Origin of the sequence: Paenibacillus sp. GCM10027627, from assembly GCF_042675505.1 — a bacterium.
Taxonomy (GTDB): domain Bacteria; phylum Bacillota; class Bacilli; order Paenibacillales; family Paenibacillaceae; genus Pristimantibacillus.
This window is the reverse complement of sequence record NZ_JBHTHB010000001.1, coordinates 590868-617304: the sequence shown is the minus strand read 5'-3', so window position 1 is coordinate 617304 and position 26437 is coordinate 590868. Positions and strand designations below refer to the sequence as shown.

Annotated in this window: 30 protein-coding genes; all 30 read right to left on the bottom strand. The window is 48.4% G+C overall.

The window, feature by feature from the left end; genetic code table 11:
• Positions 1 to 24: 24 nt before the first annotated feature.
• The gene (locus tag ACFQZE_RS02935; RefSeq protein ID WP_379353486.1) at positions 25 to 564 is read right to left on the bottom strand and encodes a hypothetical protein; all 540 of its coding nucleotides are present in this window, start codon (positions 562 to 564) and stop codon (positions 25 to 27) included.
• Positions 565 to 1866 carry an amidohydrolase gene (locus tag ACFQZE_RS02930; RefSeq protein ID WP_379353484.1) on the bottom strand — a complete coding sequence of 434 codons (1302 nt, stop codon included), beginning with the start codon at positions 1864 to 1866 and terminating at the stop codon, positions 565 to 567.
• Positions 1847 to 2503: a redox-sensing transcriptional repressor Rex gene (locus ACFQZE_RS02925; RefSeq protein ID WP_379353482.1), complete on the bottom strand. Its 657-nt coding sequence runs from the start codon at positions 2501 to 2503 to the stop codon at positions 1847 to 1849. Before ACFQZE_RS02925 ends, ACFQZE_RS02930 begins: the two co-directional genes overlap by 20 nt.
• Before the next feature lie 6 nt (positions 2504 to 2509).
• A complete protein-coding gene (dinG, locus tag ACFQZE_RS02920) occupies positions 2510 to 5419 on the bottom strand; it encodes an ATP-dependent DNA helicase DinG (protein ID WP_379355475.1) in 2910 nt (969 codons plus the stop codon).
• A gap of 17 nt (positions 5420 to 5436) precedes the next feature.
• On the bottom strand, positions 5437 to 6117 hold the full coding sequence (locus ACFQZE_RS02915) for a tetratricopeptide repeat protein (protein ID WP_379353480.1): 681 nt from the start codon (positions 6115 to 6117) through the stop codon (positions 5437 to 5439).
• Between the two features lie 125 nt (positions 6118 to 6242).
• On the bottom strand, positions 6243 to 6626 hold the full coding sequence (panD, locus tag ACFQZE_RS02910) for an aspartate 1-decarboxylase (protein ID WP_379353477.1): 384 nt from the start codon (positions 6624 to 6626) through the stop codon (positions 6243 to 6245).
• Positions 6619 to 7503, bottom strand: a complete 885-nt coding sequence (panC, locus tag ACFQZE_RS02905) for a pantoate--beta-alanine ligase (protein WP_379353475.1) — start codon at positions 7501 to 7503, stop codon at positions 6619 to 6621. Before panC ends, panD begins: the two co-directional genes overlap by 8 nt.
• Positions 7500 to 8402 carry a 3-methyl-2-oxobutanoate hydroxymethyltransferase gene (gene panB, locus ACFQZE_RS02900; RefSeq protein ID WP_379353473.1) on the bottom strand — a complete coding sequence of 301 codons (903 nt, stop codon included), beginning with the start codon at positions 8400 to 8402 and terminating at the stop codon, positions 7500 to 7502. The genes panC and panB overlap by 4 nt, the downstream gene beginning before the upstream one ends.
• A gap of 248 nt (positions 8403 to 8650) precedes the next feature.
• Positions 8651 to 9628, bottom strand: a complete 978-nt coding sequence (locus ACFQZE_RS02895; protein WP_379353471.1) for a biotin--[acetyl-CoA-carboxylase] ligase — start codon at positions 9626 to 9628, stop codon at positions 8651 to 8653.
• On the bottom strand, positions 9618 to 10895 hold the full coding sequence (locus tag ACFQZE_RS02890) for a CCA tRNA nucleotidyltransferase (protein WP_379353468.1): 1278 nt from the start codon (positions 10893 to 10895) through the stop codon (positions 9618 to 9620). Before ACFQZE_RS02890 ends, ACFQZE_RS02895 begins: the two co-directional genes overlap by 11 nt.
• 21 nt (positions 10896 to 10916) lie before the next feature.
• The gene (bshA, locus tag ACFQZE_RS02885) at positions 10917 to 12077 is read right to left on the bottom strand and encodes an N-acetyl-alpha-D-glucosaminyl L-malate synthase BshA (protein ID WP_379353466.1); all 1161 of its coding nucleotides are present in this window, start codon (positions 12075 to 12077) and stop codon (positions 10917 to 10919) included.
• A gap of 64 nt (positions 12078 to 12141) precedes the next feature.
• Complete coding sequence (gene bshB1 / locus ACFQZE_RS02880; RefSeq protein WP_379353464.1) at positions 12142 to 12834, bottom strand: bacillithiol biosynthesis deacetylase BshB1; 693 nt, start codon at positions 12832 to 12834, stop codon at positions 12142 to 12144.
• Positions 12834 to 13256 (bottom strand): methylglyoxal synthase, encoded by a 423-nt coding sequence (gene mgsA, locus ACFQZE_RS02875; RefSeq protein ID WP_379353462.1) that lies wholly within the window; start codon positions 13254 to 13256, stop codon positions 12834 to 12836. Before mgsA ends, bshB1 begins: the two co-directional genes overlap by 1 nt.
• A 39-nt stretch (positions 13257 to 13295) precedes the next feature.
• The gene (gene dapB / locus ACFQZE_RS02870) at positions 13296 to 14102 is read right to left on the bottom strand and encodes a 4-hydroxy-tetrahydrodipicolinate reductase (RefSeq protein WP_379353460.1); all 807 of its coding nucleotides are present in this window, start codon (positions 14100 to 14102) and stop codon (positions 13296 to 13298) included.
• A gap of 17 nt (positions 14103 to 14119) precedes the next feature.
• Positions 14120 to 14653 carry a tetratricopeptide repeat protein gene (locus tag ACFQZE_RS02865; protein ID WP_379353457.1) on the bottom strand — a complete coding sequence of 178 codons (534 nt, stop codon included), beginning with the start codon at positions 14651 to 14653 and terminating at the stop codon, positions 14120 to 14122.
• 54 nt (positions 14654 to 14707) lie between these two features.
• The gene (locus ACFQZE_RS02860) at positions 14708 to 15043 is read right to left on the bottom strand and encodes a nucleotide pyrophosphohydrolase (RefSeq protein WP_379353455.1); all 336 of its coding nucleotides are present in this window, start codon (positions 15041 to 15043) and stop codon (positions 14708 to 14710) included.
• 172 nt (positions 15044 to 15215) lie between these two features.
• Positions 15216 to 16097 carry a sporulation protein YpjB gene (locus ACFQZE_RS02855; RefSeq protein WP_379353453.1) on the bottom strand — a complete coding sequence of 294 codons (882 nt, stop codon included), beginning with the start codon at positions 16095 to 16097 and terminating at the stop codon, positions 15216 to 15218.
• A 42-nt stretch (positions 16098 to 16139) separates the two neighbouring features.
• Positions 16140 to 16772 carry a DUF1405 domain-containing protein gene (locus tag ACFQZE_RS02850; protein WP_379353451.1) on the bottom strand — a complete coding sequence of 211 codons (633 nt, stop codon included), beginning with the start codon at positions 16770 to 16772 and terminating at the stop codon, positions 16140 to 16142.
• A gap of 71 nt (positions 16773 to 16843) precedes the next feature.
• On the bottom strand, positions 16844 to 17704 hold the full coding sequence (locus ACFQZE_RS02845) for a c-type cytochrome (RefSeq protein ID WP_379353449.1): 861 nt from the start codon (positions 17702 to 17704) through the stop codon (positions 16844 to 16846).
• Between the two features lie 18 nt (positions 17705 to 17722).
• Positions 17723 to 18394: a menaquinol-cytochrome c reductase cytochrome b subunit gene (gene qcrB, locus ACFQZE_RS02840; RefSeq protein ID WP_379353447.1), complete on the bottom strand. Its 672-nt coding sequence runs from the start codon at positions 18392 to 18394 to the stop codon at positions 17723 to 17725.
• Between the two features lie 16 nt (positions 18395 to 18410).
• Positions 18411 to 18941, bottom strand: a complete 531-nt coding sequence (locus tag ACFQZE_RS02835) for a QcrA and Rieske domain-containing protein (RefSeq protein ID WP_379353445.1) — start codon at positions 18939 to 18941, stop codon at positions 18411 to 18413.
• Between the two features lie 240 nt (positions 18942 to 19181).
• Positions 19182 to 19604, bottom strand: coding sequence for a DUF2487 family protein (locus tag ACFQZE_RS02830; protein WP_379353443.1), 423 nt, complete (start codon positions 19602 to 19604; stop codon positions 19182 to 19184).
• 119 nt (positions 19605 to 19723) lie between these two features.
• Positions 19724 to 19906, bottom strand: coding sequence for an IDEAL domain-containing protein (locus ACFQZE_RS02825; RefSeq protein WP_379353441.1), 183 nt, complete (start codon positions 19904 to 19906; stop codon positions 19724 to 19726).
• Between the two features lie 23 nt (positions 19907 to 19929).
• Entirely contained in the window at positions 19930 to 20436 is a 507-nt protein-coding gene (locus ACFQZE_RS02820; protein ID WP_379353439.1) for a gamma carbonic anhydrase family protein, read from the bottom strand.
• Between the two features lie 74 nt (positions 20437 to 20510).
• Complete coding sequence (locus tag ACFQZE_RS02815) at positions 20511 to 21683, bottom strand: hypothetical protein (protein ID WP_379353437.1); 1173 nt, start codon at positions 21681 to 21683, stop codon at positions 20511 to 20513.
• A 212-nt stretch (positions 21684 to 21895) separates the two neighbouring features.
• Positions 21896 to 22489: a histidine phosphatase family protein gene (locus tag ACFQZE_RS02810; protein WP_379353435.1), complete on the bottom strand. Its 594-nt coding sequence runs from the start codon at positions 22487 to 22489 to the stop codon at positions 21896 to 21898.
• A 46-nt stretch (positions 22490 to 22535) separates the two neighbouring features.
• Complete coding sequence (locus tag ACFQZE_RS02805; protein WP_379353433.1) at positions 22536 to 23138, bottom strand: zf-HC2 domain-containing protein; 603 nt, start codon at positions 23136 to 23138, stop codon at positions 22536 to 22538.
• A complete protein-coding gene (locus tag ACFQZE_RS02800; RefSeq protein WP_379353431.1) occupies positions 23138 to 23731 on the bottom strand; it encodes an RNA polymerase sigma factor in 594 nt (197 codons plus the stop codon). The genes ACFQZE_RS02805 and ACFQZE_RS02800 overlap by 1 nt, the downstream gene beginning before the upstream one ends.
• A gap of 376 nt (positions 23732 to 24107) precedes the next feature.
• On the bottom strand, positions 24108 to 25199 hold the full coding sequence (locus tag ACFQZE_RS02795; RefSeq protein ID WP_379353429.1) for a prephenate dehydrogenase: 1092 nt from the start codon (positions 25197 to 25199) through the stop codon (positions 24108 to 24110).
• A gap of 10 nt (positions 25200 to 25209) precedes the next feature.
• Complete coding sequence (hisC, locus tag ACFQZE_RS02790; RefSeq protein WP_379353427.1) at positions 25210 to 26301, bottom strand: histidinol-phosphate transaminase; 1092 nt, start codon at positions 26299 to 26301, stop codon at positions 25210 to 25212.
• Positions 26302 to 26437 lie beyond the last annotated feature (136 nt).

The window sequence follows — 26437 nt, the reverse complement described above, 5'->3', positions numbered from 1 at the left end:
GTGTAAAAACAGGAAACGGGACCATTATGGTCCCGTTTTGGTTGTAAGCTTATAGGTTTCCAGCAAATCCGCTTTGGCGTCAAACGTATAAAAGTTATAGGCATGCCGTCTGTTCCCGTTATCCGGAAAACGATAATAAACTTCCCATACCGGAGCTTCGCGGAACATTCCCGGACTAATCCGAAGCAATTCGGCATCGGGATGATCCGCTTTAAATTTGGCTTCCAACGCTTCTTTAGAAGCGACGGATTGTCCGTCTACGACGGCCAGCACTTTTTTCTCTTCATCTTGGAACAAATAAGCGAGGTTCCCGTCTTCGCTTGAACCTTCGGCAATCCAAGTCGTTTTCTCCCACACATGCTTATACATTTCTTCTATAGAAGCAAGTTCGCCCGAATCTAAAGCGTTTTGGCGCGCCGTTTCGAACTCCGACCACCTTGGCGATTGAATATCTCTGAAATAGAGGCCAAACCATACGGCTAATGTAACGAAAATGGCAACGCTCAGCCAAATCCAGCGTTTAGGCGTCATAAACGGAGGACGTTTCTTTTCGACCGCGCGCATTTAGCCCCTCAATAGACGCTCAAAGCTTGCTTGCGCATCATAACGAATTTTTTCTTCATCCATAAACGTGCATTGACCGTTCTTCAACACTTGACGCCCGTCTACCCATACATGCTTGACGTCGCGTCCGGAACCGGAATAAACGAGATGCGACACGATGTCCGTTAGCGGATAAAAATGTGGCTGATCCAAATCGATGGCAATAAAATCGGCTTTCATACCTTCTTTTAGTTGTCCGATGGATTCCGCCTGCCAGATCGCTTCCGCTCCATAAGCCGTTCCCAGCTTCAAAGCTTCCCAAGCCGGAATTGCCGTCGGATCGCCGGAGATGCCTTTGTGCAGCAAAGCTGAAAAACGAATTTCTTCAAACAAATCCAAGTTATTGTTGCTGGCTACGCTGTCTGTGCCTAAAGACACTTTAACTCCAGCCTTCAATAGCTCCGGCACTCTCGCTATGCCGCTTGCCAGCTTCAAATTGCTTACCGGATTATGAGAAACGGATACGCCGCGGTCCGCCAGCAGCGCAATTTCTTCGTCCGTCAAATGAACCGCATGGGCGACAAGCGCAGGACGGGAGAAAAAGCCTAGACGGTCAAGATGCTCCACAGGCCTTACTCCGTAATCGCGCACGTTTTGCTCCACTTCGGCTTTTGTCTCCGACATATGCGTATGCAAAGGCAAATTTAGATCATGCGCCGCTTTTACAAACTCCTCGATATAAGCTGGCGGGCAAGTATAAGGCGCATGCGGCGACAGCATCGCGGAAATTCGGCCATCCGCTTTGCCATGCCAGTCGCGTGCGAAAGAGATGGCGTCGTTCAGCTTCGCCTTTTGCTCCTGTTCCGAGCACAAACCGATTACTCCGCGCGTCAAAATACCGCGAATGCCGGACTGCTCCGTCATTTGCGCCACTTGATCCATGCGGTCGTACATGTCTACAAAAGCGGTCGTTCCGCTGCGAAGCATTTCAATAATGGCAAGCGCGCTACCTGCTCTTGTGTCGGCATTGACGTATTTGGCCTCCATCGGCCACATTTTTTGCTCCAGCCAAACTTGCAGGTTCTGATCGTCGGAAAATCCGCGCAGCAGCGTCATCGCCGCGTGACCATGCGTATTAATTAGTCCGGGCATAAAGACAAGTCGGCTGCCGTCCACAATTTCCGCATCAGCGTTCACTTGCTGCGGCTCCTGCTCGCCTATGTATGTAATTCGGTCCCCCGTAACGATCATATGACCTTTAAAGGTTTTCGCCGCGTCGTTCATGGTTACGAACAAACCGTTTTTAATCCACAGCTGTTTCATCCGTTCCATCTCCTTCATGATTCAAGTAGTAGGCCAAGCTAAGCAACTCGCGAGTAAAATCGGCATTTTGAATGCGGACATCGTCCGGTACGCGCAAAATAGCCGGAGCAAAGTTAAGAATGCCTTCCACGCCTGCTTCCACAAATTGATTGGCTACGTTTTGCGCTTCAAAGGCCGGGACGGTAATGATTCCGATTCGAATATTTTGCTCCTTCACCACTTGGGTCAAGCGGCTCATCGGCTGTACAATCAAATTGTTGATCTGGGAGCCCACTTTGCCAGGGTGAACATCGAACACCGCCGATATTTGCATGTTGTCCTTGGAATACTTATTGTAATTGCACAAAGCTAGTCCTAAGTTACCGGCACCAACAAGCGCCACTTTAATGGTTTGATTCACTTTTAAAATTTGCCGAATTTTTTCAATCAGGTAAACAACGTCATAGCCGATCCCCTTGCGGCCAAATTCTCCAAAATAGGCAAGATCCTTGCGGATTTGCGCCGGATTTAAATCCAGCTTTAAGCCAAGCTCTTGAGAGGAAACCGTCTGAATTTCGCGAGCATACAGCTCGTTAAGCACCTGCAGGTAGATGGGGAGGCGTCTGACAACGGCCTCCGATATTTTTGCATGCTTCATGAATATCTATTCCTCCTCCACCAAAGTCGCAAGCCGTTTTTCATTGCCCGTTTCCGCTGCCGTCTCTGCAAGCCATTCTTTCATCCGCGATACCATTTGCGCCGTATGCATCGTTTCGATTTTGGGTCCGGGCAGCGAATAAAGAAAATGTTTACCATAATAAGTATCGATAACTCTGGTATCGTAAATGATGACAATTCCTTTATCTTTCGCCGTCCGAACCAATCTGCCAAACCCTTGTTTAAAACGGATGACGGCTTGCGGAATGGAAAGCTTCATAAACGGATTTTGCTTCTGCCGTTGAAGCAGCTCCGCTTTCGCTTCGAGGAGCGGGTGATTAGGCGGCTGGAATGGCAGCCTGACAATCGCAAGGCAGATCAACCCTTCGCCAGGAATATCGACTCCTTCCCAAAAGCTGCTCGTCCCAAGCAGCACCGTCTCCGGCTGCTGAAGGAAACGCCGTGTCAGCTTAGTCCGATTGCTGCTGTCGATCCCTTGGCCTAGCAAGCCAATCCCTGCTTCGTCAAGCTTCAGCTTAAGCGGGTCGTATACTTGCCTCAACATTTTGTAGGATGTAAACAATACAAGCATTCTGCCCTTTGTCTGCACTGCCGCATCAGAGAGGGACTGCACCAGTTTTTCCAAATAGTCGTCATCGACCGAAGCGCCTTTCAATACCGGAAAATCGCGCGGAATGACGACAAGCGCCTGCTCGCGATAATGAAACGGGGACGGCAGCAGCACGCTGCGCAATCGTCCTTGTTCTTCATAGCCACGAAGACCAAGCTGCTCCTCTGCATATTGGAAGCTTTTTTGTACTGTAAGAGTGGCAGATGTCATTACGATGCTGTCTTTTACGTCAAAGAAAAATTTTCGAAGCTGTCCGCTCACATCAACGGGGGCCGCATAAAGCTGCATAGAACGAGATCGGTATGCCGTGCTGGCTTCCATCCAATAAACAAAGTCCTGATCTTCCAGCTTGGCAAACAGCCTCAATTCTTCCTTGATCCGATTCAAATCGCGCAAAGCTCCGTTCAAATCGGTAATCGCCGCTTGAACGGACAAATCATCGACTCTGTCCTTCACATCGTTGACTAGCTTCTCGACCGTTTTAACGACGCGCATCAATTCCACATGTACATTGTTTTCCGCCGTCAAAGCATCGTCCCAGCCCTGCGGAACCTCGTCTTTGCTAATTCGCTTTACGAGCGCGCCATTTTCTCCCAAGCTGTCCGCTGATTGAGCGGCAAAGCCGTATAGAAGCTCAAACAGCTTGTCCCAATTTTCCTTGATTTCTTGAAAAATCGGAATAACCGTATCAATGGTCTCCACCCAAGCAGAGGAATGCTCGTCATCTTCGTTTTGAAGCTTGAATTTCAGCGAAGGAAGCAAACCAGAACGATGGTCTTTATAAAGCCGCTGCACCGCTTGTATCATCGAAAGATAATGAACGCCAATGCCTAGATGTTTTCCCGCTACCTCTTCTACATGATGGGCCTCATCGATAATTAAATGACTGTAGGTCGGAAGCAAGCGATGATCCGCCTGAACGTCCGTAAACAGCATCGAATGGTTTGTAATGCAAACATCAGCGATATTGGCTTCGTGTTTGGCACGGTGATAATAGCATCGCTTAAACCAAGGACAAGCCCTGTTTAAACAGGAATCGGCATCGCTTGCCACCGTCGACCAAAAATCGGCGCCTCGGCTGCCGAAATTAAGTTCCTCTTGATCACCCGTTTCCGTTTCACTGAGCCATACGACCATTTGAGCTGCCGTCATTCCATCTTCGATAGGAGAAGACATATCTCCTGTATTCAATTTGCCTTCAAATTTTCTTAAACATAAATAATTGCCTCTGCCTTTAAAAATCGCCGCTTTGAACGGAAACGGGAGCACTTCCCCAAGCAGCGGCAAATCGCGATGTCTAAGCTGCTCTTGCAAATTAATGGTATGAGTGCTGACCACTATTTTGCTTTTGCTTTGAATGCTGTAGTACAAGGCTGGAATCAAGTAACCCATCGATTTGCCTGTGCCCGTGCCAGCTTCAATAAGAAGATGCTTATCTTGGGACAACGATTCATAAACTTCATGGAACATCGCAGTTTGGGCTTGACGTTCTTCATAATGATCAAACTTTTGCTGAAAGCGTTCTCTAACTTGAGATAAATAATCGTCGAAAGTGACGCCGGACAAGCTATTATTTTGCTCTTCTCCAGCTTCGTTTTGCCTTGGTGGCTTCTCTTCGCTCCACTCTTTCGCTTTTAACGCAAATTGCCGATAATAATCAAACTCCGCCGAATCAAACACGGTTTGTTGTTCGATTATCCGCTCATTTTGTTTCAAATACCAATGCAAATCCTTGCTTTCATCGATCAATGCAGATAGCCGCTGCACAGTAAGCAGCGGCATCGAGCGCAATTTTTTGACCATTTCAATAAAAATTAAAGCCGTTGCCATAGCATCGCTGTCGGCTTGATGATGATTCAAGTGAGGAACCCCGAATAACTCGGCAACGGCTCCGAGCTGATAAGTAGTAATGGATGGATACAAAATGCGCAACAGCTCAATGGTATCCAGCCTTCTTCCCGTAAAAGGCATGTAGCCGCAACGATCAAGCGCTCCGTTCAAAAATCCGGCGTCGAAACCGACATTATGAGCGACAAGTACGGTTTCATCAAGCAAAGGAATAAGCTGAAGCAAAACTTCACTAAGCTCTGGCGCATCCTTTACCATCTCTTCATTAATTCCCGTCAATCCCGTAATAAAGGGGGGAATTGGAATAGTCGGCTTGACAAAAGCGCTGTAGGTTCCTATTATTTCGAGCTCATCGGAAACGATGACAAGCCCCACCTGTAAAAGATCATCTTCGGCGCTATGTCCAGTCGTTTCTAAATCCAAAACTGCATAATTCATCATTCCCCGATCCTCTCTTACAAACAGCACAACTCCGTGCTTCCAAAATATAACGACAACTGCCCAGGAGTTTCTTGACATGACTTTAAATTATTTAATGAGTCCGTAAAGCTTGGATACACCTCGTATGCTTTTCTGAACAGCTTTTCGGCATGAGCCATGTTCATATGCACCGCTTGAATGCACCCAAGGGCATTATAGCCTAAAGCAAGCCATTTCGGAAAGTCCGATAAAACAATAAGCAATTGAAACTGTCGTTGAGCTTCATGCCAATTTTTTCTATGCATTTGGCTCATGCCCAAAAAAAGTCTGGCTAAATTGCATTCCGGCGCCATGGTGACCGCTTCTTGGAACAACTCGGCTGCTTCGTCAAACATAAACAATTTATAATAGCCTTGACCTTTGTTAACGATTTCTGCGGCTTCGTCAGGAATAACCAAGTCGGACATCTGGCATGTTGATACGGATTGAAACCCATAAGACGCTTCAGACAACTTTTGCTTGCTGGAGCAGCCTTCTTGAAAATCGGCGACCTTTTCCTCGAACTCCAGCCATTGCTCGATAAAACTGTCGCTCATTTGCTTCATCTGGCATACCTGCTGTTGCAACTCAAGCCGCTCTTGATCGCCTGCTTGATCATATTGCTCCATAATCCCGTCAAGGGTTTCACTCATCGAAGTGAACATATGCTGAAACATGCCGCATCCCGCCTTTGCTTTAGGTTAAGGAGTGATACGGTCATTTTTTGTTTGCAGCAGCCTTTTCATACAGCATCCCAAGCGTTACATAAGACAGGGATGTTGCCCCTTGCCCGCTTCTTTATTTACAGAATAGTGGCGTGAAGCTCTTCCGTCAACACTTTAAGCGGCTTGTTGCTGTCATCCAAAATTGTAATAATCGGCTTATGCGTTTTTGCTTCTTCGCTTGTCATCATGCCATAAGAAATAATAATGACTTTATCTCCAGGTTGAACAAGCCTGGCAGCCGCCCCGTTAAGGCAAATGACACCCGATCCTCTGGCTCCGGTAATGACATAAGTTTCAAATCGTGCACCATTGTTGTTGTTTACGATTTGCACCTTTTCATTTTCCAGCAAATCGGCCGCATCCATTAAATCCTCGTCAATCGTAATGCTGCCAACATAGTTTAAATTAGCTTCCGTGACCGTCGCGCGGTGAAGCTTTGATTTCATCATTGTTCTAAACATCGTAAATCCCTCCGACCGGTTGATACAATTGGTTGTCGATTAAGCGTGTCGTGCCGAATTTAACCGCTAAGGCTAAAATGACAGGAGTAGAAATACGGTTCATTTCCATTTCCGAATCAATCGTTTCCAGCGATGGATAATGCAGCAGTTCAACGTAATCAATGACAGCATTGTTTGCCCCATGAATATGGGAAATTACGCGCTGCACCATTTGCTCCGCCGTCATTCCTTCTTCTCTTATCCAAGTTTTGGCCAAAGTTAGCGCCTGGGACAAAACGACGGCATCCTTCCGTTGCTCAGCGGATAAATATACATTCCGCGAGCTTAAGGCAAGGCCGTCAGGTTCTCTAACTGTCGGGCAAGGAACAATTTCCAAATCCAAATTCAAATCGGATACCATTTGCTCAATAACCGCCACTTGCTGGGCATCCTTCATTCCGAAATAAGCTTTGTCCGGCTTTACTAGATGGAACAGCTTGCTGACGACAAGTCCAACTCCGTCGAAATGGCCCGGCCTTGACGCGCCGCACAAACGGCTTGTCAATCCGCTTACCAACACAGATGTTTTCGGCTGCTTCGGATACATTTCTTGTACCGACGGCATAAACACGATATCGATTCCACATTCCAAGGCGAGCGCCAAATCCCGCTCTTCATCCTTTGGATAGCGGTCTAAATCTTCGTTGGGTCCAAATTGCATCGGATTAACAAAAATACTTAACACAGCAATATCGTTGCCCGCTTTCGCTTCCCGCAACAAGCTGCCATGCCCTTCGTGCAAATAGCCCATCGTAGGAACAAAACCTACGGAAGCGCCATTTTCCCGTGCTTCTTGCAACGAGCTCTTCAGCTCGGCAATGGTCCGGCAAACTTTCATCCCTGCGGAACCCCTTCCCGTCCTTCGGCTCCTTGCTTCGCTGCTTCTACAGCTTTTGCCTCGCCGCCATACAAAGTATTAAAAGAAGCGTCCGCTTCAAAAACATGTTCTTGCGCCGGAAATTGACCGTTTTTCACTTCATCTACGTAAGTCTGGATAGCGTCCCGAATCGTTGTGCCAATGTCGGCATACGTTTTCACAAATTTTTTCTCAAAATACGGAGACGAATATTGCAGCAAATCATGATAAACGAGCACCTGCCCGTCGCATCCACGGCCTGCGCCGATTCCAATCGTCGGTATCGAGAGCGCTTCGCTGATCGCCTTTGCAATCGGCTCCGTCACTAGCTCAAGCACGATAGAAAATGCCCCTGCGCGCTCCAAAGCAAGCGCGTCATCCAATAAACGCTGAGCTTCCTTTGGCAGCTTGCCTTGAACCTTATATCCGCTAAGCTGATGCACCGATTGCGGCGTCAAGCCGATATGGCCCATAACCGGAATACCTGCCTTTACTAGCGCCTCTACATCGTCAGCGATTTCCGCTCCGCCCTCTAGCTTAACGGCTTGCGCTAAACCTTGCTGCATAATTTTTGCGGCATTCAGCAATGTTGCTTCGCGGCTTGCGCCATAAGTCATAAACGGCATATCCGCTACGATAAACGTATGAGTAGCCGCTCTGGCAACCGATCTTGTATGATAAACGATATCGTCGATCGTCACAGGAATCGTCGTTTCATAACCCAATACGACATTCCCAAGCGAATCTCCTACCAAAATAACGTCAATTCCAGCTTCTTCCGAAAGCTTTGCGGACGGGTAATCATACGCCGTCACCACGGAAATCGCATTGCGTTCCCTCTTCATCTTTTGAAGAGCGGAAATCGTCAGTCGTTTCCTCATGTGCTTCATCCCCTTTTAGGCTATTTTAAACACAAAAAAACCTTTTAGCCGCTGCTAAAAAGGTTCCCAAAGAGAAAAGGAAACATTTCCTTGTTGTGCTTCCTTCTGTCTCGGTCCCTACGGCTCAGAGCAGAGTGTGCAACACCAATCATTGACACTTACAACCATCTGCAACTATCAGTGCAGCTTCTAAAGAATACCGCCTGATAGTTGTAGTGTACCAAATAAATCCGCATTCGTAAATCGTGTTAAAGCGGCTCTCCCATCTCGGCTGAAAAAATATTCTTTTGGCTGCCGTCCTCAAGCTCGATTCGAATAGCCCCGCTTTCATCAAGTCCAATCGGCACCCCAACCCATTCTCCTTGAGGTGTCGTAAGCTTGACCGGTTTTCCTAAAGAAACCGAAAGAGATTCCCACAACGTAGCGATCACGCCAAAGCCCTCTTGCTGAAAAAGCCGATATAGCGTTTCCCACTCCTTCAAAAACTCGGCAAGCAATTCCGTACGGTCAAACGAACGATCGCCCGCAATGCGAAGCGACGTCGCTTTTTGCAGCAGAGCTTCCGTGTAGTCCTTTTCGGTTAAGTTAACGCTAATGCCTACTCCGGCAACAATATGTTTAATTCTTTCGTCTTCGGCTGCCGACTCCAGCAAAATGCCGCTAATTTTTTTACCATCGATTAATAGATCGTTCGGCCATTTAATACCGATTGGAAGTTCCGTCGTCCGTCTTAAACTTCTGCATAGGGCTACAGCCGTCAAAAGCGTAAGCTGAGGCGCGCAATGGATAGGGACCTCAGGACGAAGCACAAGGCTCATCCAAATGCCTTTCCCTTTGGGGGAAACCCAGCTCCGTCCCATTCGGCCGCGGCCTCCGAGCTGCTCCTCGGCAACAACCATCGTCCCCTCCTCGGCACCGCTCTCCGCCAGCTCTCTGGCCAGATTTTGCGTCGATTTGACCGAATCCATAAAAACCGCTCTGTGGCCAAATTGCTCTGTCGCTAGCTTTTCCGACAATCGATTCTGACTTAACAGCTCCGGTTCGTAAACGAGCCTGTATCCAAGCTTTGTGGATGCTTCGAATTCATATCCGAGCCCCTCCAGCTTGCGAATTTGCTTCCAGATCGCGGTACGGCTTACGCCAAGCTCTTGACTCATTAATGCACCTGAAACATATTGATCCGGGTATTGCCGGAAAAGCTCCAGCAAAGCGTGGCTACTCATCATTTTGTCCCTCATCATTCCATATTTCCGCAAGCTCAAGGAGCGGCTCTTTCAGGTTTGGAACTCGGCCCAATGCCGCCTCTATAAGCAAAACTTGCAGCAAAGCGGCAAGCCAAGGTCCAGGTGGCCGTTGTAGCCGCCTCTGAATGTCGGCTCCGCCAACATTAAGCTCTTTCAGCGACTTAACCGGCATCGCGCTTATTTCTTCTCTAAGCTTCTCAATAGTTTCGGAAGACCATTGTTCTGCCAGATCAGGCAAAGCCGAAACAATATTCAGCCAATGCGCTGCATGCCCATCTCCGAATTGTACAACCGTCTCCACCCAAGCCCGTTCTCTTTGTTCCTCGCTCAATGTACCGCTTTTGACGGTTGACATCTTTGAATGAAGGAGGAGCATCGATTGCAAAAAAGCGGCCCGTTTATTGGGCAGACGAAGCGAACTCGTCAATCTGTTGACATCATGCTCGTCAAACTTGAGCGCAATGAGCAAAGCGGCCCAGCGCTCATCCTTGTCTGCAAGCCGCTTTAAATCGACTAAGGGCTCCCCATTAACAAGATTAAGGTTATGATCGGTCAACGGTTCTTTCACATGATGGATTAACCCGCTTGCAGCCAGCCAAACCATAGACCGTTCCGGATAGCTGCTTCCCATCATCTTGTCCAGTTCGGCAAAAACACGCTCCATCGCAACAAACCGCAAAAGCGGAGCATGCCGTTTAAGCGCTCTCCAAGTCGATAATGCCGGCTTTAAGGAGTATGCTCCCAGGAAGCGAACCGCTCTAACCATCCGGAGGGCATCTTCCTGAAATCGGTCATCCGCCTCGCCGACGCAGCGAAGCACAGAACGGGCCAAGTCAGATTGTCCGCCATAAGGATCATACAACTCTCCGTCCCCCGAAATGGCCATTGCGTTCATCGTAAAATCCCGTCTCAGCAAATCATCATCCAAGCTAGAGACAAACGTAACTTCTGCCGGCTTGCGATGATTTTCATACTTCGACTCCGTTCTAAACGTCGTCACTTCATACGGAGTATCCCGATAGATGACCGTCACCGTGCCATGTTGCAGCCCCGTTGCTATGCAGCGGGGGAACCGCTCCATCGTTTCGCCGGGCAGTGCGGAAGTAGCGATATCGATATCGTTGACCGGCAAACCAAGGACAGCATCGCGCACGGCCCCTCCGACAATAACAGCTATATGTCCATGTTCCCGAAAGGTTTGGAGCAGCGGCAGCGCTTCATTCATTTCGGGTGTCCACTCAAGCCTCATCCTGCATCCCCCGTAGTCGAATTAATCGCATACAGATACAGGAAGCTCAGCATCAATACCGAGTACACGGTAATAGATACGCTCATACTGATCCGTTATATAATCATTGCAAAAATCATGGCGTGCCCGGTGCAAACAAGCCTCTCTTACTTTTTCGCGCAATTCATCGTCAGTGAGCAATGTGATTGCATAGTCAGACATTTGCTCCACATCGCCAATCGGAGACAGATACCCCGTCTCTCCGTGAGTAATAAGCTCAGGAATGCCTCCGGCATTGGAGCCAATCGTCGGCACTCCGCAAGCCATCGCTTCCAGCGCAACCAGACCGAAGCTTTCCTTCTCAGAAGGAAGCAGCAGCACATCGGCAAGAGAAATGACTTGCGCCACATCCTCTTGTTTTCCTAAAAAATGAACCCGATCCTGCAATCCCATACTATTAATCTTATATTGTGTCTTTGACAATTCAGGTCCTTCTCCAACCAGCAATAGCTTGGCAGGAATTTGTTTCGAAACTCTCTCAAATATGTCAATGACATCTCCAACCCGCTTGACCGGCCTAAAGTTGGAAATATGCATCAAAATCTTTTCATGCGGCTCGGCAAAATCCGCGCGTAGAGACGTAACTTCCCGCGGATAATAAACCCGTTTGTCTACGAAGTTGTACGTTAGATCAATTGGCGTCATAATATCAAGCAAATTTCTTGTTTCCTTGATCAAATCGTTGGAAACAGCCGTAACGGCATCGCTTTTATGAATGGCAAGCCGAATCAAATCTTTAAGCGATTCATCCTGCGCCAAAACGGTAATGTCTGTGCCATGAAGCGTGGTCACCGTTTTGAGGCCGTCTCCAATCATCTGCTTCGCTAGATGCGCACACACCGCATGAGGCACCGCATAATGAACATGAAGCAAATCGAGCTGCTGCATCTTGGCGACTTGAGCCATTTTGCTCGCTAATGATAAATCATACGGCGGATAACGGAACACATAATAGTCGTTTACTTCCACCTCGTGGAAAAAAATGTTTTTATGAAACTTGCCCAGCCGAAACGGAATGCTGTGCGTAATAAAATGAATTTCATGGCCGCGCTCGGCAAGCAGCTTGCCAAGTTCCGTGGCGACAACACCCGATCCTCCTAGCGTTGGGTAACAGGTGATGCCGATTTTTAGTTTACGAGTCATTCAGGATGCACCTCCCACTCAAGTGGCTTATCTCTATCTTATTCCTTATGGGCTGTACGTCTTGTCAAAAGAGTGAAACGCCAAAAGGACGCTTAATCGCAAATCCTTCCGCATAGCTCCAGCCTCTCCCTTGCGCAAGCAACGAATCCCTTGCCTCCACCCGCTCCAAATAACCGTTTGTGAGCGGAGTAGCGACGGAACCGGGGCTGGCCGCAAGATCGAACTGGGAACGGTAAGCACGAAGCGCTTTGCGCTTCGCCTCATAAGACGACGTTATATCCACAACCAAAGAAACCGATTCTACATCATTAATATAATAATACATAAGGCTCTCGACTTGAACGGGGGAAAAATCTGGCAAATAGTTGCGCAGCTTGGCGTTAAAAACCGCTTCCTCAATCAGTTTGCTGCATTGTACATGATCGGGATGACGGTCCACCCAATAGGGCGCAAACACGATACGAGGCCGCAGACGTCTAATTTCCGCTACAATCGCTTCTATTTGTACCCGCTCAGTCGCAAGGCCCCGATCTGGAAGACGCAAATTCGACCTCTCACATAAACCAAGCACCGCAGATGCTGCGGCAGCTTCCTGCCGCCGCAGTTCTACGGTGCCGTTAGAGGACATCTCCGCCTCGGTCAAATCGCATATGGCTACGCGGTAACCTGCTTCGGTATGTTTGGCGATCGTGCCGCCCATACCGATCTCCGCATCATCCGCATGTGCGCCAAAAACGAGGATATCTACTGGCTCCATTACACTTCCGCCCCCGGCTTATATTTGTGGACAAGCTCCCTCCATGCAAAATCGCCCCGCTCCACAGCCTTTACAAGTACTTCAGCCGTTGCAATATTCGTTGCCACTGGAATTCCTTGAACATCGCACAGGCGAAGGAGCGCGATAATATCGGGCTCATGCGGCTGTGCCATAAGCGGATCGCGAAGGAAAATAATAAGATCCATTTGATTTTCGGCCACAAGCGCCCCAATTTGCTGATCCCCGCCGAGCGGGCCCGACATAAAACGTTTAATCGAAAGGCTTGTCTGCTCCATAATGCGGGAGCCTGTTGTTCCTGTAGAATACAAAGTATGCGGCAAAAAAACATGTTCGTAAGCAATGACAAAGTTGACTATCTCATCCTTCTTGCGATCATGAGCAATAAAAGCGATATTTAACATGCCGTTCCCCTCTTTCGCTGTCCATTCTTTTCGCTTTGACTAGTCCATAATATGTTCAAAACCATAAATCAAACCGGAGTACGTCATTACTTTTTTAACGGCAACATTTACACCTGGCATATAACCAGCGCGGTCATAGGAATCATGACGAATTTTCAGCGTTTGGCCGTAACCGCCAAAAATAACTTCCTGCTGAGCAAATACGCCCGGCAATCTGACGCTATGTATACGGAACCCGTTATAATAGCCGCCCCTTGCGCCTTCGATAATCTCTTCTTCCTTCGGATTGCCTTGCTTCAGCTCTTGGCGTACTTGCGAGATCAGCTCCGCCGTTTTGATCGATGTGCCGGATGGAGCGTCAAGCTTCTGATCGCCATGATATTCAATAATTTCAACATGAGGCAAATATTTGGATGCTTGAGCCGCAAACTTCATCATTAAAATGGCGCCGATTGAGAAGTTTGGAGCGATCAAGCCGCCGATTTCTTTCTCCTTGCAAAGCTCGTCCAGCTCATCGATTTGCTCCGGAGTAAAGCCGGTTGTCCCAATGACGGGACGAACGCCATACTCAATAGCCGTTCTTGTATTACCATAAGCGGCTTGCGGCACCGTAAAATCTACAAGCACATCCGCTTTAGCGTTACTTAATGCTTCTTCAAGAGTTGAACTGACAATGACTCCTGTTTCCTTGCCCCCTGCAAAAATACCGGCATCGATCTGCCCCGAAGATGGATCGACCGCTCCGACCAATTGCAACGCTTCATCTTCCAGCACCATTTTTACTACTTCACGGCCCATTCTGCCGCCGGCGCCCGTTACAGCCACTCTAATCCGCCCAGTCGTCATATCCCATCACCTTATCCTTATTTTCTTCTCATTGTCGAACGAATTCGCTCCATCCTTCGCTTGCGGTTAATATCCGCAAACAAACGCCTCGCGGAAGAATGCTGCGGATCAAGCCGGAGCGCTTCTCTTGCATGGATAATGGCTTCATCCAGTCTTCCTTCTGTCAAACAAACCATTCCAAGCAAATAAAACGCTTCAAAGCTGAGCGGATCAAGCGTCGCCGCATGCCTCAGCAATTCTGCCGCCTCCTTTAAATCAGGAGGGGTTGACGCTACTAATCCTTTCGCCTCTGCGAGCAAAAGCTGTGACTGAATTAATTGAGAGTGGTAGCGATACTCCTCGTTGCCCGGCTCAAGCTTCTCGGCGACATCCGCATATATTTTGGCCTTGGACCATTTGCCGCTGCGAGCACAGGAAACCGCACATTTATGATAATAGCCTGCGTTCTCCGGGTCGGCGGCAATCGCCTGCTCGAACCAATAGATCGCTCCTTCAAAATCGCTTTGGAAAATAAACTCGTAAGCTTTCTTAATGCAGCTTTCCCCATCCATCTGCCCATCCTCCTTGCACAAGGATCGATGGTACAGCATATGTAGGTAGCTTGCTTACAGTTCGCCGTTTTTCTTCGTCCAGCGATTTGCGTCGCGCGTATTAAACTTATTCATCACTTTGTCATGCGCTTCCGTCAAATCAATGCCAAGCGAATTGGCAAAGCAGGACAGCAGAAACAAAATGTCGCCCAGTTCCATTTCCACCGAATTGTCGGCTTCGTCCGGCTTTTTCGGCTTTTCGCCATAGTAATGATTAATTTCCCGCGCCAGCTCGCCAACTTCCTCCGACATTCTGGCCATCAGAGCAAGCGGACTAAAATAACCCTCTTTAAACTGTGAAATGTATTCGTCCACTTCCCGCTGTATATCCGATAATGATTTCTCTGACATGGCAAGCTTCCCTTCCATTATTAGCTATACGTTACTATGTTACCGTATTGGCATCGCTAAAATCAATGTTTTTTGAACAGGCTAAAAAAGCCAAAAAAAGACGCCGTCATGCAAGCAAAAGCTTGTTTGACGCCGTCCAAAACTGTACCTCAGGATTGCTGCTGTGGTTGCATTAATCTCGTTTAGTTTTTTTGATCCCATAGGGCCTTTGTTTATATTTCCGCCAGCCGGTCCAAGAAAGCACGGCTGAAATAAACGTGCCGAGGAAAAAGGCCCACTTCACAGGACTGAAAAAGGCGGCTGTCGTCACAATAGGCTCAACCGACACTGCCTGCGCATTGGAAAAAATTCCGTTAATCGCATTTTCCATTGCATGAATGGAAGACTCCACCGCTGCCCCGTTATTGGCTCTCGCCATTTTATTTTTGCTTAATAAAAGCTGCTTTGTATAGCGGATTCGCTCACTAAGCTCTTCCATTCGAAGCGTATCTCCCGAAAAAGAGGCGGCTGCTTCTATTCTTGTAGCATGCATCTCAAGACCTTGGAGCATGGCGGCAGAGGCTAACGCCGGGTCCGACGATTGCGCTCTCCACGTTTGCCTAACGTTGGCTATATCGTCAAGCAGCAGCTTCTCGTATTGCAGCCATAACGCTTGATTTCCTGCGATCAGGGAATCTGTACCGAGCCGAATGCGAACGGCATGCTCAATCCACAGCGAATGCTTGACTCCGCTGGCCAACGCATGCTCGATTGCGTTCCATTCCTGCTCCAGCGCAAGCCAGCCCGGCAAAGTCCCGTACCCTCTCAACATTTCATTGTTAAAATGCCGTTTTAACTTTTGCAATTCGGCAAAAGCAAGCTGTCTGTTGTTCGTATTGGCAGCCGTATATAAAGCCGTCGCCGTCTCATCCATCCGAAACAGCTCTTCGTATGGCCTATCAGTAAACAGAAAACTGTTGTTTCCGCTGGGGATCGCGCCACCCCAAACGATTCCCGCCGATCCGAACGTTAGAACCAAGCAAACAACGAACGGAATCCAAAATCGCGATTTCATGGACATCCCCCCATAGAGCAATCTATGAGGGGATGTCCATCTTTATTCCTGTTTTCTAAACGGCAGGACGGCGAATGCCGCCGCAAAGCTGGCGAGTGAAAGCCCGTACGTAAACCATTTTACGGCTCCAAGATCATCTTCCAGCTCCGCAGGCAACCAAGGAAAAATACCGTACGTATAATCGATCGTATCGTTGAGCAGCAGCCAGCCAAGCCCAAACAACAGGGCAAATGCCCTCGCTTTCATAAAACGGAAATAAAGCAGCGTCTCCACCGCCATAGCCAAATGAGAGGCAATCAGCATGTAGTGTTGCCAGCTCAATACGTCGCCTTGCGACGCTCCCGCTACAATCATCGCAACGGCCCAAATGCCATATTTCACAGAGCAAACGACTGCTAATGCCTCGATAGCGCTTCTGCCGACCTGAGCTAATTTAGTCGGACGTTTCGGCGGAAACAGTAAATAAAGCAGCGAAATCGTAAAAAACAAACTGGAAGTCGGCGAATCCGGCACAAAGGGAAGCATCCAAGCCGGTTTGTTGTCCATCGTCCAGATTAGCTGATTTTCGTACCATATATAACCGTAAAGCGTTCCCGCCAAATTCACGATAAAAAGGAGCCATAACAGATTTCGGTTCAGCAAGAAGCTGCGGCTCCAAAAAAAGTGGATATTCAACGTAATGCTCCTTTCGAAAAAAAACCTGACCGTATAATACGATCAGGTTTTTCTTTAGAGATGCGATCCCGCTATTCTTGCTTCTGCTTGGCAAGCCAAGTGGCAAGCTGGTCGATTTCTTCCGTGGACAATTGTCCCTCGTATGACGGCATCGCGCCGCCCCCACGACCTTTAGTAATGGTCTCTACAATCTCTTCTTTGGATAAGCGATTGCCTACGCCGATCAATGCAGGCGCTGCGGAACCGCTAAGGTCTGCAGCGTGACAGCCAAGACATTGCGCCTGTTGTGCGATTGTCATTGCAGGATCTTCCGGCTCAATAACAGCAGCCGCTTTTTTCATAAAGTTTGGACGCGGTTTGCCTTCCTTAATCGCTTCCTCAACCTTTTGTTCACGTTCGTGATGCTCAGGCGTTTGTCCGTTTTTCTCCAGCATATGCTGGTAATGATCCCAAGAAACAACAGTCAAGTAAATACATGCCACAAGAGACACGAGCATCAACGATGATGCGATTGGACGACGGTAGAAGCGGCGCTCCTTGCCAGTGTCCAAAAATGGAGCAAGCAATAACGCTCCAAACATGACGGCAGGTACGCCCATCGTTCCCAGAAGGACATACTTTTCTGCTACATATGGATATTTCAAAAATTGATACAAGAACAAGAAGTACCAGTCAGGCATCGGTATAAATGCCCCATTAGTCGGATCCGCAGGATAACCTAGCGGAGCCGGCTCGGCAATTACCCACACCAGGAAGCCGACTAGCACCACGCAGCCGACCATCCATTCCTTAAGCAAGAAGTTCGGAATGAAAGCCTCTGACTTTCCCGGAAAAGCGGTATAGTCTGGCGGAGTTTGAAACATGCCCGCTTTTTTGACGCGGGAGTCGCCGACATAAACCACTTTTTCGTTCGATTTGTGTCCGTGAGCCATAAGTGAGCCTCCCTTCGCTTAAAGTGGTCCTGAAATGCCTTGCTTTCGAATCATCATGAAATGCGCTGCAAGCATCGCAATTAACGCGCCAGGCAAGAAGAATACGTGAATCGCAAAGAAGCGAGTCAACGTCTGGGCGCCTACGATATCGCCGCCGTAAAGGAAGTCGGCGATGTAAGAGCCGATTACCGGTACGGATGCCGCGATTTCAACCCCTACTTTTGTAGCGTAGTAAGCTTTGTTATCCCAAGGAAGCAGGTATCCCGTGAATCCAAGGCCTAACATGATGAAGAAGATAAGCATTCCGACAACCCAGTTCATTTCGCGCGGAGCTTTATAGGAACCCGTAAAGAAAACGCGCAGAGTATGTAGGAACATCATTACTATGACCAAGCTCGCTCCGAAATGGTGCATGCCGCGAACAATTTGTCCGAAAGCAACTTGGTGTTGCAGGAAGTCAACGCTTGCATAAGCGTTAATAATATCCGGCACATAATACAACGTCAGGAACATCCCCGACAAAATCTGGATAACCGTAATAAAAAACGTCAAGCCACCGAAGCAATAGACAAATGCGGAGAAGTGATGAGCGGGGTTAACGTGCTCCGGCACTTCATGGTCAGCCACATCTCTCCAAAGCGGCGTAATGTCAAGACGTTCATCGATCCAGTTGTATACGCTTTTAAACATCTGCCATACGCCCTCCTTAGGTTCTTGTGTTTGGAATAATAGGTCCCAAATAAACGAATCCGTCTCTCACTTCCGCTTCGTATTCGTCAAGCGGGGAATTGGCAACAGCCAAGTTTTTCCCGTCTTTCGAATAGCGGGCGTCGTGACAAGGGCAATCGTATTCGCTTTTGCCTTTTGTATTCCAGAAAATCGTGCAGCCCAAGTGTTTGCAAATTGGGGATAAGGCAAAAATTTTGCCGTCTTGTCCCTTCGAAATCCATGCCACAAGCTCGGGTTCGCTTTCGTACCATCCGTCAATCTGATGGATTTTGAATTTGAATTCTTGCGGTTCCGCCGTAATTTTACTCTCTTCAACAACTTTAACTAGGTCGCTACCGCTCTTTTTAATAAGAAGCGGGTCTACCGCAAAGCGTACCATCGGCAATACCGCGCCGCCCATCATAAAGGCCGTTGTGCCACCAAGCGTATACGACAAAAATTGACGCCGGGACATTTCTTTGCGCTGAACCGGACGATGCGCCGTCTCGTGTTGTTCATGATTACTCATCTTCTGTTCTAACCCCCTTTGCCAACCATATCTCGCGTCTTGCCGCACGGCAAAAACACATGACGAACTAGGACATAACTTATAATAGCCTAGGTGTTTGGGAGCGTCAAGAATATGGCCCGATATTTGCGTCAATATGGAAATGACGTTCAATAATTTGTTATCAATTTGTCACAATTGACCTGCCTTGGCATATGATTTCCCACATTACGCTCTAATTATACGGAAGATCAACCATATTTAAGGAGATTTACGCTCCCATAACGCTCTAATTTGTGACGAAACTTCCCGAGCATCCGGCCATTCTTCCTCGTTCTTCGGCTGCAATACCAGATCGGCAAGAGGAGATTGAAACGACAAGGCCCAGTCGGCCGTAATGAGGATGATGTATTTGAATCCCGCTGCCTTCAGTCTCGCGCACCAGACATCGAGCTCCCTTCCCATGCTGCTTTCTCCTGTCGCATAATGGCATGCTGGATAGGTGACGACTCTCCCCTTAAACGGACCTTCCACCATATCCATCATATCGCGAAGCTTCTCCAGCTTCTCCGTTGCCTCATAAGGCGTCTCGGTCCCGTTCATCCCCGTTACGGGCAACAGGCAAGTGTCCAAATAAGGCTGAAGCTCGTCCCATTGCTCCTTGCTGATCTCGCTAAATTTCATCCTGCTTCCCCTTTTCCCCTCGGTCGAAATGCTGAACCCTTCCATTTTACAAAAGAAAGCCTCCAATTGCTAGAGACGAAACAGGGTTCGCCATCCGCATGGAAGCTTCTTAATCCGTGTTAATGTTTTAATTCATTCAATTGCTTGACGAGACGATGAAACGTATCCTCATCTCCCGAAGCCAGCGCTTGGTCAATCGCGCTGTTCAACTGCTCCGTTTGAAATTTGAGAACCGCCTCATCCAAAACAAGCTCAGCCGCAAGCCCCAGCATCGCCTCGTACGTTACTTTCATTTTGTCCATAGGATACACCTCCACACCGGCGCTTACGAGATCCTATATTCGATTCCTTTCGTCACATAGCTCTCCATCGTTCTTTTCATCCGCTGCAAATCATCCTCTGTCAACTCTCTTACGACTTTGGCAGGTGATCCGAGAGAAAGCGTATAGGATGGTATTTTCTTATTCTCTGTAACAATCGAACCGGCTCCTATTAAAGCATATTCACCAACATCGGCGCCGTTAAGTACGATTGCCCCCATTCCAATTAATGTGCCTTTGCCCAGCCGGCAGCCATGAATGATCGCGCCGTGACCGACTGAAACTTCTTCTTCTACAAGAAGCGGCTGGTCCGTATTTACATGACCGACTACTCCATCCTGAATATTGCAGGATGTTCCGATCCGGATAGGGGCAAGGTCCCCCCTGAGCACGGCATTAAACCAAACTGTACTGTTTTCGCCAATCGATACATCCCCGATTAGCTTAACCCCTTCAGCGATATAGCAGCTGGCATGAACAGCCGGCAAAATTCCTTTGTATGGCAGCAGCATTGCCCATCATCTCCCATTCTAAAGTGTCTACTCCATTTACGTTGGGGAGATTCTATCAAGCGTCTGCGCCAAAGTCAATGACGGACTGCCGATTGCCCGTCCAAAGAGAGTCCATTGCCGGACACAACGGCGTTGCCCGCTTTTGTCATCCGAATGACCGTTCCGTATACGGGATGTTCGCCAATGCGCAGCAATCCCATATGCATCATCATTTTCATAACCCGCTTCTCCAAAATCGCATTGGCATCGTCATAATAAAACGATTTGGTTAACGGCAGCAGCACTCTTTTGACCGATTCGACCGTCACCCACTCCTCCGAGAGGGCATGAATCCAGTGCACCAGCGACAGAAGGTTCGGGACAGGCGTTTTGTACAGCTTCAGCCAAAACCGAAACAGCTTGTCGACTTCGGAAGCAAGCGGCTTTTTTATCCACTCCGCGCCTGTATCCGTTACGGTCAACGCTTCATTGTCTTCCGCAATATATTTCGCTTGGCGCATGTAGTCATAGAGCAAGCTCAGCCGATCAGGGTAATAGTGGAAGTGACGCCCGTATCCGAAACGCCAGGTCCCCTTCGCAGGCATTTCTTCCGAGATGCCCATCCGATCCATTAATTGTCCCAAAAATCGTTTGTACATCGACCCGTCGTTCGTCAGCTGAACTTCATTTTGGGCAACATAATACAGCAGTTGTTTAGCGTCCTCCAGTATAAGCCCTTGCTCGTCACGGTAAATCGGCGGTTCATCCGTATATTGCAATTGTTCTGCAAATTTTCTTTGCAGCGTTTCGCGGAATCGGGCTTTTAAATCATTTGGCACTTGAAACAGATATCGTCCCGGACCGGTATAGCCGTTAAACAGCCAGCCTTGATGCTTAAAGCGGATGATGATGTCCCTTGGGCTAGGGGGCGACGGCGGGACAACCGCCTTTTTCTTCCCCTTTTTTACGGCCTTTTCCGCTTCCGGTTCTTTCGCCTCTTCTCCAAACCTGCTTTGCTGAACTCTGGCGACTAAATCTTCCATGCTGTAAGATGGCCTTGATTCAAACAACAGCGTGTTCAAAAAGCGAATATCCTCAATCTTCATTCCGCTAATTTGCTCCTCGAACACGTCATGACGGCTTACTTGGGACAAGATCGACTGAATCAACTCGTTTTTGGAATTTCCGTTGCATTCGCATCGATAAACTCCGGCAATTTTGCAAAGCTGTCCAATATCCGCATAGCTCAGCATATCCGATAGGTTCATAGCGCTCTCCTTTCCGCAAAATTCCGGTTCCGTCTGTATCCAAAGCGAAGTTTTTACTATCATTATTGGACATTTCTCTTATTTCATACCCATTATCCACAAATAGAAGCCTATGGTTCGACGAAAGAAAGTGCCTTTTAGCGCAAAAAGGCGGGAAAGCGAAGCGCAAATGCTTCACTTTCCCGCCTTTGGTAGAGCGGTATTGACGATTCTTATTTAATGGTTTCCAAATGTCTCGTGCAATTATGAAGGACAGGCTGCCAGCCCTGTTCCCCAAGGCTCAATACGGAATAGGATAAATTGCCGATTCGCGTATCCGTCAGATCGGAGCAAAGCTCCTGCAACATTTGAGCCAGGAAGCTTCCGTGGGAAACAAGAAGTATATTTTGATCCGGATGCAGCTTCATCATATCCGCTATCGCTTCCTTCCCGCGAGCCCGAACCGCTTCGTCGGATTCCATGCCAAGCTGCTGCACGCCGCTTTCACGCCAATCCGGCCCCCAACGCTGGATGCGTTCTTCCTCCGTCGTCCCTTCCACCTCGCCAAAAAACCGTTCCCTTAGGCGCGGATCGGGATCAAGCACCGAAATTTGAAGCGCTTCTGCAATTATGGCCGCCGTATGCTGGGCCCGCCCCAAGTCGCTGGACACGACCAGATCCCAAATTTTCGTTTCTTCCTGCAACCTCCGCGCAAGCGCACGCGCCTGCATAATTCCTTCTTCATTTAACGGAATGTCGGTTTGGCCCTGTATAATGCCCTTCAAGTTCCAATCTGTTTTCCCATGTCTGATAAGGCCGATCAACATTCCGTTCCAGCTCCCTTCATATCTGTATTCCTTTGAGAGTCTATCCTCAGCTTCTCGTTCTGGCCAGCCAGTTTAAAATAAGCAGAGCGACTACCAGTCCAAGAACCGATAAAGCTACATAATATTGAGGAAATGCAGGAACCACTTCCAGCACAAAAGGTTCGCTTATGCTTGCAACCGGCACCTCCGCATATAATCCAGTTGTCATAAACGCGTTGTCCACCGAGGCGTTGGCTGCTTCAATCAGCCCTGTCATCTGCTGCATCTCCTCAGTAGACACTTCGCTGTAATCGACAATAAAAACGAAAAAGGCGCATGCAAACATGGCCATGCAGCCCGCCAGCAAAATCGCGACATTCCTTCTGAACGATTTGGAAAAATGATAGCTTTTGCTTGGCACAGGCATATACCAGGATTGATCCAAATAAATACGCTCCATAACGGTACGGTTAATATGTTCGGAGGGACCGATCAAATCAGGCTCTTCCGTCAACCCGCGGATAAACTCTTCACTCTCCTGCCAGAAACCGAATTGCTCCGTACATTCGGCGCATTCCAGCATGTGAGCCTCCAGTTCTATTCTTTCCGCATCGTCTTCGGACATATCCCAGTATTCGCTTAGCTTATTTTGCACGTCCTCGCAATTCATCAAGTATTCATCCTCTCGAAAGGCTCCGCCATCGGCATCGCTCCGAAATAAGGCTCCAGCTGCGTCTTTACGCTCGCTCTAGCCCGGAACAACAAAGACTTGACGGAACTGACAGACTGACCAAGAATATTCGCGATTTCTTGATAATCCATCCCGTCATATTCCCTAAGAATAAGCGCCGAGCGCTGCTTCTCCGGCAAATTGTTAATCGCCTCACGCACCATAGCCATTCTCTCATTGCGGAGCAATTGCTGCTCCGGAGCCCCTTCCGCAGCGGCTACAGGTTCAAACCCCGCTTCATCCAGCGACACGTTTGCCGCTTTCCCCTTGCGCAGCTCGCTAAGCACCGTATTGCGGGCAATCGTGTAGAGCCACGTAGAGAAAGAAGCGTCCATTTCCCGGAAGGAATGAAGGCTGCGATAAGCTTTATAAAACGTTTCCGAGCACAAATCTTCCGCCATCAGCTCCAGCTTTGCGCTCTTCAGCATATGAAAAATAAAGGCCAATATTTTACGCTGGTACCGCCGCATCAGTTCGGAGTACAGCTCAATATTGCCGTCCTTTATTTCACGGATTAATTGGGAATCAGTCATGACAGGCGAGCCTCCTCCACCTGCAGATTATTCCCGGATCTTCTGATACATTGTACCGATCCGAGAACAAAAAGTTGCGGCCGTATTTCTAAATTCGTCAACTTAAAAGCAGTAGTTAACTATTCGAGTTTGAAGAGCAAATTCCTGCTTATTTCGACAAAAAGGATAATAAACCTATTTTTCCCTATGGGAATACACCTGGAAATGGGCAAAAAAAAAACCACTCCGAGGAGTGGTTACCGTTACTTAGAACGGTACAGTTATTGGATAGGAGTGGAGAGAAACCATACTGTACTTTTATTATATGTATACGCTTCCATTTTGTCAACAAGCGTTTTCATTTTATATCTTTTTCAATGAAAACGCTCAAAACCTCTTATAGATGCACCGAATACCCTTTTTCCTCAAGCAAAATAATCGCCTGATCCAAATACTCCTGAGTGCGGAAAGAGAGCCTTAGCACTCCCGGCACGTCTTCCCTGCTCTCAATAATGTGCAGATTGCTTAAATTGATTCGATGATTGCCTAGCTCGCTTGCAATTTTACCGATAATGCCCGGATGATCCGGCACGTCGACATAGCAGTCGTAAACCGAATGAATCATCCCTTTGCGGCGCTCCGGCATCCGGCTGCGAAATTCTCCGGCCGTTTGAAACGCCGTTTCGATTTTTTCGCCGTCTTCAGCCACCAGCATGTGAGCAAATGCTTCCATTCCCTTATTCCAGTCGCGAATAAGCCTTAGCAGCACGGCCCGGTTGTCGAGCAATATGTCGCGCCATAGGGCAGGATCCCCGGAAGCGATACGCGTAATATCGCGAAAGCCCCCCGCCGCCAGCGATTCGTAAAGTCCGTCGCGCTCATTATAGCCGCGCACCTGATTAACAAGCGCTACCGCGATCATATGAGGCAAATGGCTGATTGCGCCAACAATGTCATCATGCGAGTCGGCATCCACCTTTACGATGTTTGCTTTTGTATGCGAAAGCAGCTCGGACAGCTTCTCCACCGCTTCAGGCGGCGTCGACTCATCCGGTGTCAGCACATAATAAGCGTTCTCCAGCAAATGAGAGGAGGCCGCTTCCACGCCCGATCTTTCCGAACCGGCCATCGGATGTCCGCCGATAAACGTAGCGTTTTTCAGCCGAAGCGAACGGGCAAACGAGGCCACCGACGATTTGGTGCTGCCGACGTCCGTAATGATGCAGCCCTCTTTCAAATGGCATTTGCTAATTTGATCCAAGTACTCTTGCAAATTCCCGACGGGAACGCACAAAAAAATAAAGTCGGCACCTTCGGCAGCCTCTTCCAAGGAAGTAGTCCCGACATCGACTACTCCTCGCTGCACATATTTCGTTACGGAGCTTTCCCGATTGGAAAATCCGACTACCTCAATACCAGGCTTGCCTTTTAGGCACAGCGCAATGGATCCTCCAATGAGTCCCACTCCAAAAATCGCAACTTTGATCATATCTTGTAATTTACACCGTCACTTCCTGTAAAACTTGCTCCAAAGCTTTAACGAATTTTTCGTTTTGTTCCGGGGTGCCGACCGATACTCGAATGTAAGTCGGGTATTTCGCCCAACGACCTTTAACAATAACGCCGCGGCGCATTAGAGCCTCAAACACATCCCCCGAAGGCCGCTTCGCATCGACCAAAATAAAATTGCCATGCGCCGGAAAATAAGAAAGGCCAAGCCGGTCAAATTCTTTGCCCATGTAGGAGATGCCCTTCCGGTTCTGCTCTTTGCAAAAAGCGATAAACGCATCGTCCGCGAGTGCCGCTTTCGCCGCTGCCTGAGCCAATCTTGTTGTATTGAACGGCTCGCGTACTTGATTAATAACCCGGATGACATCGGGATGGCCAACACCGTAGCCGATTCTAAGCGATGCCAAACCGTAAACCTTCGAGAAGGTCCGCAGCACGAGTAAGTTATTGTGTTTTTTCAACAGCTCGACGCCGTCGCTGTAGTCCGCATCGTCGACAAACTCTCGGTAAGCCTCGTCCAGTACAACCAGCACATGGTTCGGAACGGCGTCAAGGAATGCAGCGAGTTCGCTGTCACTCACGATCGTTCCTGTCGGATTGTTTGGATTGCAAAGCCATACCACTTTTGTCGCTTCCGTAATGCTTGCAAGCATTGCCGGCAAATCGTGTTTCCCGTCCTTCAGTGGCACTTCTACGATTGTGGCATTTTCAATCTCCGCATTATGCTTGTATTGCGAAAACGTCTCATCCGCCATTACCGTCTCGTCGCCCGGTACCAAAAACGCGCGCGCAGTCATCAAAATAATGTCGCTGGAGCCCGTTCCAAAAATAAGCTGGTTTGCGGACACGCCAAACTTTGCGGCAACAGCGGCTGTCAACTCAATACTTGCCCCATCGGGATAAATATGGCTATTGGACATCTCTTCGATCATGGCGGACTTCGCCTCATTCGAAAAGCCGTAAGGATTTTCATTGGAAGCTAGTTTAATGACCTCCGTGAGGCCTAGCTCTCTCTTTACATCTTCCACTGGCTTGCCTGGATTATAAACGGGAAGATGCAATATATTGGACTTCGGTTGCATGGGACTTCACCTCTTCTAAGTATTGAAGTGTTAATGTACTGTCACTCATTGTCTCACATCTCTATTTTCTTTTAAAGTAGTTTTAACAAAAAAGAAGAGGCTTCCAGTTTTGGAAGGCCTCTGCGATCCTTGCTTG

Excerpts from the sequence above, each read along its gene's own strand:
- ACFQZE_RS02820 (WP_379353439.1), bottom strand. The coding sequence starts at position 20,436 with ATGCTGCTGCCATACAAAGGAATTTTGCCGGCTGTTCATGCCAGCTGC.
- panC (WP_379353475.1), bottom strand. The coding sequence starts at position 7,503 with ATGAAAGTTTGCCGGACCATTGCCGAGCTGAAGAGCTCGTTGCAAGAA.
- dapB (WP_379353460.1), bottom strand. The coding sequence starts at position 14,102 with ATGACGACTGGGCGGATTAGAGTGGCTGTAACGGGCGCCGGCGGCAGA.
- ACFQZE_RS02835 (WP_379353445.1), bottom strand. The coding sequence starts at position 18,941 with ATGAGTAATCATGAACAACACGAGACGGCGCATCGTCCGGTTCAGCGC.
- ACFQZE_RS02935 (WP_379353486.1), bottom strand. The coding sequence starts at position 564 with ATGCGCGCGGTCGAAAAGAAACGTCCTCCGTTTATGACGCCTAAACGC.
- ACFQZE_RS02895 (WP_379353471.1), bottom strand. The coding sequence starts at position 9,628 with ATGATGAGTAGCCACGCTTTGCTGGAGCTTTTCCGGCAATACCCGGAT.
- ACFQZE_RS02855 (WP_379353453.1), bottom strand. The coding sequence starts at position 16,097 with ATGAAATCGCGATTTTGGATTCCGTTCGTTGTTTGCTTGGTTCTAACG.
- ACFQZE_RS02930 (WP_379353484.1), bottom strand. The coding sequence starts at position 1,866 with ATGAAACAGCTGTGGATTAAAAACGGTTTGTTCGTAACCATGAACGAC.
- ACFQZE_RS02865 (WP_379353457.1), bottom strand. The coding sequence starts at position 14,653 with ATGGATGGGGAAAGCTGCATTAAGAAAGCTTACGAGTTTATTTTCCAA.
- ACFQZE_RS02810 (WP_379353435.1), bottom strand. The coding sequence starts at position 22,489 with ATGTTGATCGGCCTTATCAGACATGGGAAAACAGATTGGAACTTGAAG.
- qcrB (WP_379353447.1), bottom strand. The coding sequence starts at position 18,394 with ATGTTTAAAAGCGTATACAACTGGATCGATGAACGTCTTGACATTACG.
- ACFQZE_RS02800 (WP_379353431.1), bottom strand. The coding sequence starts at position 23,731 with ATGACTGATTCCCAATTAATCCGTGAAATAAAGGACGGCAATATTGAG.
- ACFQZE_RS02805 (WP_379353433.1), bottom strand. The coding sequence starts at position 23,138 with ATGAATTGCGAGGACGTGCAAAATAAGCTAAGCGAATACTGGGATATG.
- bshA (WP_379353466.1), bottom strand. The coding sequence starts at position 12,077 with ATGACTCGTAAACTAAAAATCGGCATCACCTGTTACCCAACGCTAGGA.
- ACFQZE_RS02825 (WP_379353441.1), bottom strand. The coding sequence starts at position 19,906 with ATGGACAAAATGAAAGTAACGTACGAGGCGATGCTGGGGCTTGCGGCT.
- dinG (WP_379355475.1), bottom strand. The coding sequence starts at position 5,419 with ATGAATTATGCAGTTTTGGATTTAGAAACGACTGGACATAGCGCCGAA.
- ACFQZE_RS02925 (WP_379353482.1), bottom strand. The coding sequence starts at position 2,503 with ATGAAGCATGCAAAAATATCGGAGGCCGTTGTCAGACGCCTCCCCATC.
- ACFQZE_RS02845 (WP_379353449.1), bottom strand. The coding sequence starts at position 17,704 with ATGGCTCACGGACACAAATCGAACGAAAAAGTGGTTTATGTCGGCGAC.
- mgsA (WP_379353462.1), bottom strand. The coding sequence starts at position 13,256 with ATGTTAAATATCGCTTTTATTGCTCATGATCGCAAGAAGGATGAGATA.
- ACFQZE_RS02830 (WP_379353443.1), bottom strand. The coding sequence starts at position 19,604 with ATGAAATTTAGCGAGATCAGCAAGGAGCAATGGGACGAGCTTCAGCCT.
- bshB1 (WP_379353464.1), bottom strand. The coding sequence starts at position 12,834 with ATGGAGCCAGTAGATATCCTCGTTTTTGGCGCACATGCGGATGATGCG.
- ACFQZE_RS02860 (WP_379353455.1), bottom strand. The coding sequence starts at position 15,043 with ATGTCAGAGAAATCATTATCGGATATACAGCGGGAAGTGGACGAATAC.
- hisC (WP_379353427.1), bottom strand. The coding sequence starts at position 26,301 with ATGCAACCGAAGTCCAATATATTGCATCTTCCCGTTTATAATCCAGGC.
- ACFQZE_RS02890 (WP_379353468.1), bottom strand. The coding sequence starts at position 10,895 with ATGAGGCTTGAGTGGACACCCGAAATGAATGAAGCGCTGCCGCTGCTC.
- panB (WP_379353473.1), bottom strand. The coding sequence starts at position 8,402 with ATGAGGAAACGACTGACGATTTCCGCTCTTCAAAAGATGAAGAGGGAA.
- ACFQZE_RS02815 (WP_379353437.1), bottom strand. The coding sequence starts at position 21,683 with ATGAACCTATCGGATATGCTGAGCTATGCGGATATTGGACAGCTTTGC.
- ACFQZE_RS02915 (WP_379353480.1), bottom strand. The coding sequence starts at position 6,117 with ATGTTTCAGCATATGTTCACTTCGATGAGTGAAACCCTTGACGGGATT.
- panD (WP_379353477.1), bottom strand. The coding sequence starts at position 6,626 with ATGTTTAGAACAATGATGAAATCAAAGCTTCACCGCGCGACGGTCACG.
- ACFQZE_RS02795 (WP_379353429.1), bottom strand. The coding sequence starts at position 25,199 with ATGATCAAAGTTGCGATTTTTGGAGTGGGACTCATTGGAGGATCCATT.